Source organism: Psychrobacter sp. TPE 89C (assembly GCF_055522395.1).
Genome location: NZ_JBVFXW010000010.1, coordinates 80,214 through 87,046 on the forward strand (window position 1 = coordinate 80,214; position 6,833 = coordinate 87,046).

Annotated in this window: 6 protein-coding genes; 1 reads left to right on the forward strand and 5 read right to left on the reverse strand. The window is 40.5% G+C overall.

Annotation, left to right across the window (positions count from 1 at the left end):
* Positions 1 to 98 precede the first annotated feature (98 nt).
* The gene (locus ACZW67_RS05335; RefSeq protein WP_465182431.1) at positions 99 to 2,186 is read right to left on the reverse strand and encodes a catalase; all 2,088 of its coding nucleotides are present in this window, start codon (positions 2,184 to 2,186) and stop codon (positions 99 to 101) included.
* A 295-nt stretch (positions 2,187 to 2,481) separates the two neighbouring features.
* Here ACZW67_RS05335 and ACZW67_RS05340 point away from each other — a divergent pair, with 295 nt between their 5' ends.
* Positions 2,482 to 3,273 (forward strand): dienelactone hydrolase family protein, encoded by a 792-nt coding sequence (locus ACZW67_RS05340; RefSeq protein ID WP_465182432.1) that lies wholly within the window; start codon positions 2,482 to 2,484, stop codon positions 3,271 to 3,273.
* Positions 3,274 to 3,418: 145 nt separating this feature from the next.
* Here ACZW67_RS05340 and ACZW67_RS05345 read toward each other — a convergent pair whose 3' ends face one another.
* The 4 genes from ACZW67_RS05345 to ACZW67_RS05360 form a co-directional block, all read right to left on the reverse strand.
* Positions 3,419 to 4,066, reverse strand: a complete 648-nt coding sequence (locus ACZW67_RS05345) for a DUF938 domain-containing protein (RefSeq protein WP_465182433.1) — start codon at positions 4,064 to 4,066, stop codon at positions 3,419 to 3,421.
* 78 nt (positions 4,067 to 4,144) lie between these two features.
* Positions 4,145 to 4,609, reverse strand: coding sequence for a flavodoxin family protein (locus ACZW67_RS05350; RefSeq protein ID WP_465182434.1), 465 nt, complete (start codon positions 4,607 to 4,609; stop codon positions 4,145 to 4,147).
* A gap of 1 nt (position 4,610) precedes the next feature.
* On the reverse strand, positions 4,611 to 5,024 hold the full coding sequence (locus tag ACZW67_RS05355; RefSeq protein WP_197175080.1) for an OsmC family protein: 414 nt from the start codon (positions 5,022 to 5,024) through the stop codon (positions 4,611 to 4,613).
* Positions 5,025 to 5,214: 190 nt separating this feature from the next.
* Complete coding sequence (locus ACZW67_RS05360) at positions 5,215 to 6,717, reverse strand: ATP-dependent nuclease (protein WP_465182435.1); 1,503 nt, start codon at positions 6,715 to 6,717, stop codon at positions 5,215 to 5,217.
* Positions 6,718 to 6,833 lie beyond the last annotated feature (116 nt).

Consider the following 6,833-nt stretch of genomic DNA (forward strand, 5'->3'; position numbering starts at 1 on the left):
TGTGACTATAAACCACTTTTCCTCACATAAACAAAAACTCAGCACATAGGCTGAGTTTTTGAAAAAATTTAACGTATTTGGAAAATGTACGAGATTAATTACGCCAAATCACGTACCTTTGGCTCACGCTCCCACAGACGAGACTTTGCGTTTTCAATGAAGCTATCTAATTCGGCAAGTGGCGTGACAAAACTGTCTTTTTCAACTGGCAGTTTACTTAGGATAAATTCATCGGTCGCTCCGCAATAAGCGATGGCTTTGCAATGATTATACGCATCATTAAACCAGTCTAGTGCTGAGCTGTCTTTAGCGAGCTTCTTCGCTTGGTCAGGCATGATGATACTCACGACAGCATCAAACATCACTGAGGGCCCGCCAGCAAGACGCTCATCCGCTTGTATGCGTGTACCATCGTCCAATACCACTTCTTTGTTAGGGGCAACGATTTTCACGCTAGCACCCTGTTCCATCGCTGCTGCTTCAAACTTCTTGATTTCGCTATTGTTAGAGCCTTCTGCGACCAATATACCGATCATACGGCCTTTTAGACTGTCAGGTGTCAGACCGATGGTTTGTACGGCTTTTGACGTTGCCATATCTTGGACAGGTGCAGCAGCATCCGCAGGCTCTGGCAATTCCATACCGAGCGCGGTTGCCACACGATTGGCCAAGTCTTCATCGATATGGATCAGATGACTTAGCGTACGGGCGCGTACATGAGCGGTATCCACTTTACCCAACTCAAAGGCATACGCAGTTGCAATATGTGCTTGCTCAGTTGGTGTCTGACTGCGATAAAACATACGTGGTTGACTATAGTGATCAGCGAAACTCTCTGCACGTACGCGACCTTTTACCCCATCATCCAACTGCTCATGGAATGATCCAAAACCACGTTTGGCACTTTCACATGGTCTCGTTGGGTCTAAGCTCTGCGGCTCATACAGCGTACGAGTTTTAGGCACTTGCATTTGCATATGACCATCTTGCTGATTGTTCGCAAATGGACATTTTGGTGCATTGATTGGAATCTGTGCAAAATTAGGCGAGCCTAAACGAGATAGCTGCGTGTCTAGATAGCTGAACAGACGACCTTGCAATAATGGATCGTTACTGAAGTCGATACCCGGTGGCAGATGTGATGGACAGAACGCGACTTGCTCCGTTTCCGCAAAGAAATTATCTGGATAACGATTGAGTACCATTTTACCGACGACTTGCACAGGTACTAATTCTTCTGGAATCAGTTTGGTTGCATCTAAATGGTCAAAAGGAAACTCATTTGCTTGTTCTTCCGTAAATAACTGGACGCCAAACTCCCATTCAGGATAGTCGCCATTGTTGATTGATTCAAACAAATCACGACGATGATAATCAGGATCAGCACCCGAGATTTTCACTGCTTCATCCCATGTGGTTGACTGCACACCCAATACTGGCTTCCAATGGAAACGTACAAAGGTGCTCTTGCCCGCTTCATTGATGAGACGATAACTATGAATACCAAAGCCTTCCATCATACGTAGGCTACGTGGCAGACCACGATCACTCATCAGCCAAATCAAGTTGTGCATGGTTTCAGGGCTCAATGATACAAAATCCCAAAAGGTATCATGCGCAGATGCTGCTTGCGGGAAGCCGCGATCAGGCTCTGGTTTTACCGCATGAATCAAATCTGGAAACTTCATCGCATCTTGAATAAAGAAAATTGGCATGTTGTTACCGACGATATCCCAGTTGCCTTCTTCGGTATAAATCTTCACGGCAAAACCACGGACATCACGTGGCGTATCTTTTGAGCCTTTGTTACCAGCAACGGTAGAAAAACGGGTAAATAAAGGCGTCTGCTTACCCGTCTCGGTCAAAATTTTCGCCGTGGTATATGCTTCTAGTGATTCTGTCAGCTCAAAATAACCATGTGCAGCACTACCGCGCGCATGGACGATACGCTCAGGAATACGCTCATGGTCAAAATGATGAATCTTTTCACGCAGTACAAAATCCTCTAGCAATGTGGGGCCACGACTGCCAGATTTTAGAGAGTTTTGATTATCAGAGATGGCAACGCCTTGTTGCGTCGTCAAAACTTTCGTGTCATCACTGGCACGCTGATGGGTTTCGCCCCCATTGCCACGTTCCGTATTCATATCTTTAGCGGGGTCGGTATGATCAATATTATTATTCATTATGCATCCTAGCTAGTAATTAAAAGTAGGCTCTATGCAGAGCTGTATTTAATATTAGCCAAAAAATATGACTAACTCATGGCATTCCTTGTTGATATTTGGTTAAAGTTTGCAGCCGTTTTAGATTATTTAAAGAGAAATTCAACACTGATAATAGATTCTTGTAATGTAGTGATTTTTTAAGGTATGCTTTTATGAGGCACTAAAAACGACTGATAAATACATTGGCATGGTTTTAGGGTATACCCTCATTTCAAAATATTTATCTTTTTATATGACTATAAGGCGACCTACCATGTTACCAACTTTAAATTCCTCATCCAAAAAACCTTATCACTCATTGCTAATGGGTGCTTCAATCGGCCTAATGGCACTGACTTTCAGTCAAACGGCTGCTGCTATCACGACCAAAAACGTTACCTATACAGTGGATGATAAAGCATACGAAGGCTATTACGCCAAAGCGGATAAGCCCAACGCACCTTTTATTTTGCTCATTCATGACTGGGATGGTCTGACCGATTATGAGCGTAAACGTGCTGATATGTTGGCAACTGAAGGCTACAACGTGCTAGCAGCAGATATGTTTGGTCAAGGCGTTCGCCCTACTTCTATTGAAGAAAACAAACGCTTAACTGGTGAGCTATATGACGACCGTAATAAAATGCGTCGCATATTGGCAGGGGCATTAACGGCAGGACAACTACAAGGCAATGATGTGCGCAAAGGCACGACTATGGGCTACTGTTTTGGCGGTACGGTTGCGCTAGAACTAGCACGCTCAGGATTTGAGCAAAAAGCGTTTGTACCATTCCATGGGGCGTTTGAGGTGCCAACCGGTCAGAGTTATGATAAGACCACAGGCGAGATACTGGTGTTCCATGGCTCAGCGGATGAGGTGGTGTCTCTTGAAAGCTTTGCGACACTGGGTAAAACATTAGAAGCGGCTAAGATACCACACGAGATGGTCACCTATAGCGGCGCACCACACGCCTTTAGTGTGTTTGATAGCAAAAACTATGATGAGCGTGCTGACGAGCGTTCTTGGAAACGATATTTAGACTTTTTAGCAGAAGAATATAAATAGTCTAACGCTATAAAAATCATATCGGCAATAATATAAGTAAGCGCAACAATATAAACAAGCCCAAATAAAGAGACACCTCAATTAAGATCTGAAAACCATCAATTGAGGTGTCTTTTTTATTATAAAATTTTTGCTAAAGCTTTAACTATTTAGCTTTTTGAAATACCAATAATTGATTGTTGGCAGGCATCGCATAAGTAGTGACAAGATTCAGATGATGTTCACTTGCTAAACTGACAATGTCTTCTTTATGGCGAATACCACTATCAGGATTGCCTGCTCTCAGCATCGCATCAAATCGCTGATTGCCCTCACTGGTATATTTACCATTTTCGTTAAATGGGCCATATACAATTAGCTTGCCATCAGTGGGTAACGCATCACCAGCCAATGCAAATAAACGTTCAACCAAAGCCCGACTGATAATATGCAGCGTATTGGCCGTAAACATTGCATCATAAGGTAAGTTTAACTGGCTATTGGCAGGTACAGCATCCGTACTCAAATCAAACGCCAAAGGGGCATATAGATTGGGCGCAGGGTAAGCATGATGCCAAGCTATTATGTGCCGATGATTACTAATCACATCACTGGTTTGCCATTGTAGCTCAGGCAGATTGGGTGCAAAGTGCGCACTATGCTGACCAGTCCCAGAGCCAATCTCTAGCACATGATTAAAGCCTTGTAACTCAATTTGCAGCACTTCTAAGATAGGCTGCTTATTATTCTCACATGCTTGAGAAAACGGCAATGCAGAAACATCCACTTTATTATTCAAATCATCATTGTGCATTACGGCTCTCTCCAAACTGTCTATGGTACTTTTGGCAGTAGTTGCATATATCAACAAGCATTGCCAAACAACTCACTATCAGTAAATACCTGCCTCGACTCCAGCAGCTAGCGTCATGGCTAGCTCTTCTACTTGCGCAGCAAAGCTATCTTGCCAATCGCCCTGTAGTATCAGCGCCTCTTGCACCCAAGACCAGCGCAATCCCGTGGTAATGGTTTTGAGCGCACGCTTAGTACCCGTACCATCATGCCCTGCTCGAATATATACCGCAAATGGCATACCCTGCTTTTCTTCTAGCACAAGGTAATAGCAACGATCAAAGAAATCCTTAGTCAACCCTGCCATATACGCCAGATTTTCAGTCGTGCCTAGCAGTAACGCATCAGCAGCCAATACATCTTCAGGCTGCGTATCCTGCGGTGATTTCAAAATCACAGTGATATCTATATCAGGATGATTGGCACCGTCATAAGCTGCCTGTGCCAATTTCTGAGTATTGGGCGATGGTGCATGAGCGACGATGAGTAAGGTCTTATTAGACATATTAAGCGTCTGTACCATTGTTAAATACTAAGTTTTGAGTAATGGCAGGATCCAAGCTATTGCCTACTGGGCACGTTAACGCTGTTTTATAAAATCGCTTTAAGGTACTCTCGTCCAATGCTTTTGAAAAATTGACTATAACGTGTATTTCACTCACACGCCTTGGTTTGGCAGCCATGACTTTGGTGACTTCTGCCGTAGTACCTGAGATATCGATGTCCATCGCTTCGGCTTTAATACCGATAATCGTTAAGATACAACTGCCCAAACTGGTCGCTAGCAAATCAGTAGGAGAAAATGCTTCGCCCTTACCGTGATTGTCCGTAGGAGCATCGGTAATGATTTGATTGTTTGACTGTAGATGAATGGCTTGGGTGCGTAAATTACCTTGGTAGGTTACTTTTGAAGTTGTCATGGGGTTTCTCTTTGGTTATTGTCGTTGAGCTAACATTCTTTACAAATCTTTGAACGGCTTGTTGTCTATCAATAAACTGTTTAAAGGTTTAGGAATTTATATGTGATAGTTCGAGATATGTGCTACAGATTAGATTAATAATAATTTTTAGAATCTTGATAGTAGTCATAATTGACTGACTTTGTATAAGCTACCTTGAGTTTAGAATAGGAGCTAATAATTGGTGTAAATCACTCAATGATGAACTGTAATTATGTTCACAATAAATTTTATATAACGACTTATATATATCATTATCACTTACACCTGTAGAAGAATTAATTTGAGCAACTATATATTTAATTCTATCTTTGGCTTTATCACGATTATTTTGTTTATTTAATATCATATAATTAGAGCTAGAAATAATTCTTTGTATGTTTATTGCAGCTCCATTGCACAAGCTATTAACTTTAGTAGATACACTCCCACCTTCAATCATTTCCATTAACCCCACTTCAGGTGTACATGGTAAATATTTAATATTGTTATTAGATTGCTGGAATAGCTGTAACAGGCTATTCATACTTTGCCTTCTAGCTGTAACAAGAGATTCCGTTTTTACATCTTCATCTAAGAAAGCATAGCGTTTGACATATTCAGGAAATATTTGGCTTGAACTATTGAGTAGTTCAACAACTTGAACAAAGCCTCCAATAGGTACGATTTTATATAATGGTGAATATCCTCTTTCATCTTGAGTTTTTGATATATAAAAAGCTAGCATTTGCTCCAATAGTATTTTAGCCTGCTTATCCTCAACTAAAAAAATATAATCCGCACTGAGTTCGTCATCAAAAGCTATTTCTCCTAATACTTGTGCTGGGTAGACATTGAGTACGCTTTTGAATACTCCTACAGCATGCTCTTTGAGTAAAATTATCTTTTTTCTATCAATATTTTTTATTAAAGTGGCTGAATGTGTAGAAAATAAAGTAGTTAATTCTTTTGTACTTGATATATCCTTTACTTTCTCAAGTAATCGTACTTGTGCTTGAGGATGAAGAGCCATTTCGATTTCATCAATTAAAACTAAGCTAGCTTGTTGGATATTGTAAAGTTGGCAAGCAAGCTTTAATACACAAAGCTCACCTAAACTAAAATTCTTTTCAGAAAAATAATATTTTATGCCTCTACTGAAATACGGTAAAAGATAAGCCTCGCTTCCAACCCCCCTTCTTGTGTTAACATACTTCAGATCACTCCATTTACTATCATCCAACACATGCTTCATGAAAGCTCGAATATCTTCAGGCGCTGGCCTTACAGATCTAGGTCTAATTTCATCCGCAAAGGGTTCTACTCGATTTCCATTAGCTTCAATAAATTTTACTGAATTATACGGGAAATCTTGAAACAACTTTGAATTCCTACTCGGAGTAGCTCTCCATCGCTTTCCGCCATAAGCATAAGAAACCTCATTACCATTGATTCGATACGTAATTTTTGCGTCACTAAATGAATCAAGCTTATTTTCAAAAGTACTTGTTCTATAATAGCGTTGAAATGCATGGCTTGATCCTATTCTAAATAGAGCAGCCAATAGACTTGTTTTACCAGAACCATTTAAACCTGTAATAAGCCAAACACCTTTATCTGGTATTTCAAACTCTAATCTTTCTATTTTTTTTAAATTCTCAAGAGTTATTTTCATAATATTTATCTGTAAATCCTTATAAAGCACAATGTGTCAAATACTAGATTAGTAAAATTGATAAGTTTATTCATCCAAAAAAAGGAGATAATATTTTATGTCTGTGTAGTTTGATT

Coding starts and splice junctions, on each gene's coding strand:
- ACZW67_RS05360 (WP_465182435.1), bottom strand. CDS start 6,717: ATGAAAATAACTCTTGAGAATTTAAAAAAAATAGAAAGATTAGAGTTT.
- ACZW67_RS05350 (WP_465182434.1), bottom strand. CDS start 4,609: ATGTCTAATAAGACCTTACTCATCGTCGCTCATGCACCATCGCCCAAT.
- ACZW67_RS05345 (WP_465182433.1), bottom strand. CDS start 4,066: ATGCACAATGATGATTTGAATAATAAAGTGGATGTTTCTGCATTGCCG.
- ACZW67_RS05340 (WP_465182432.1), top strand. CDS start 2,482: ATGTTACCAACTTTAAATTCCTCATCCAAAAAACCTTATCACTCATTG.
- ACZW67_RS05355 (WP_197175080.1), bottom strand. CDS start 5,024: ATGACAACTTCAAAAGTAACCTACCAAGGTAATTTACGCACCCAAGCC.
- ACZW67_RS05335 (WP_465182431.1), bottom strand. CDS start 2,186: ATGAATAATAATATTGATCATACCGACCCCGCTAAAGATATGAATACG.